Consider the following 1,158-nt stretch of genomic DNA (forward strand, 5'->3'; position numbering starts at 1 on the left):
CGAATATCGCGATCCAGAGAAAGAAAAGTTAGAAATATGTACAAACGTTATATAGCCCAAATTATTTTTGCGTTAACAATCCTGATCTCCGCACCAAGTTGGGCTGAAACGGAAGAGACTGGACCAAAATTAGCGTACTTCACCCTAGAGCCAGATTTAACCACTAACTTTTACACCAAAGGTAAAAAATTAGGCTACGTACAAGTGCGTATCGACATCATGGTGATGAGCCAACAAGACCTAGCGATTGTTGAGCACCATCAACCCTTGATTCGCGATGCAGTCATCGAACTCCTAGGCAAACAAACCGAAGATACGATCAAGTCGCTTTCTGGCCGAGAAGACCTACGCAAAACGTTGGTGAAAGAGCTAAACGAAACCTTACTGCCAGAGACCGGGAAAACCGTCATTGCTGATTTGCTGTTTACCAAATACCTCTATCAGTAAGTAACGCTGCTTTAGATACAAAAAGGCCGCTTTCGAGCGGCCTTTTTTTGTTTTTGCTATCACGCTTGTTGTTGGTATTTCTGCTTGCCCGAATCGAACAGCGCAATCGCCATCCCGGCCAACAAGCCAGCTAAGTGAGCCGTATTGGCAATGGCCATAAACGGTTGCACAAAACCAAGTACCAGCCACACCAACATAAAACCAATGATGGATTTCGGCAGCGTTAAACCTAAGTGAGGTAAACGGTAACCCAAAACCCACAAATAGCCGAGTAGCGCGTACACAACACCAGATAACCCGCCGAAGTTCGCACCTTCAACATAGAACTGGCCAGCACCAGAGAGTGCCGCAGACACCACAAAGATTTGCAGTAACTTGCCAGAACCAAGTCGACGTTCAATATCGCCACCAAGTTGCCACCACCACAACAAGTTAAAGATGATGTGTGTTACCGAGAAATGCAGCAATGCATGACTCACCCAACGCCACAATTGCCATTGCTGGCCTTCAAACGCGGGAAAGTGCAACAGAGCAAATACCCCATTTCCAAAGCCTAACATCTGCAAACCATAAATCACGGCGCATACGGTCATGATCAATAAGGTCACTGGACCGGCTTTGGCTTTGATCATTCCCATGATGCTTGGGCTAGCGTAATGAAATTGGCTCTTACGAGTATCGGCAACGTCCCAGGAAGCGGCGCTGTATTTG

General features: G+C 46.5%; 2 protein-coding genes. One reads left to right on the forward strand and one right to left on the reverse strand.

The genetic code is table 11. The features are described from left to right. Nucleotides 1-36: 36 nt before the first annotated feature. Nucleotides 37-447 carry a flagellar basal body-associated protein FliL gene (locus R7O12_RS26060; RefSeq protein WP_318126950.1) on the forward strand — a complete coding sequence of 137 codons (411 nt, stop codon included), beginning with the start codon at nucleotides 37-39 and terminating at the stop codon, nucleotides 445-447. Between the two features lie 59 nt (nucleotides 448-506). On the opposite strand, the gene glpG is transcribed toward R7O12_RS26060, so the two are convergent. Then, nucleotides 507-1,158 (reverse strand): rhomboid family intramembrane serine protease GlpG (gene glpG, locus R7O12_RS26065; protein ID WP_318126951.1); only part of this gene is annotated, 652 nt, incomplete at its 5' end.

This window comes from Vibrio sp. Vb1574, from assembly GCF_033338675.1.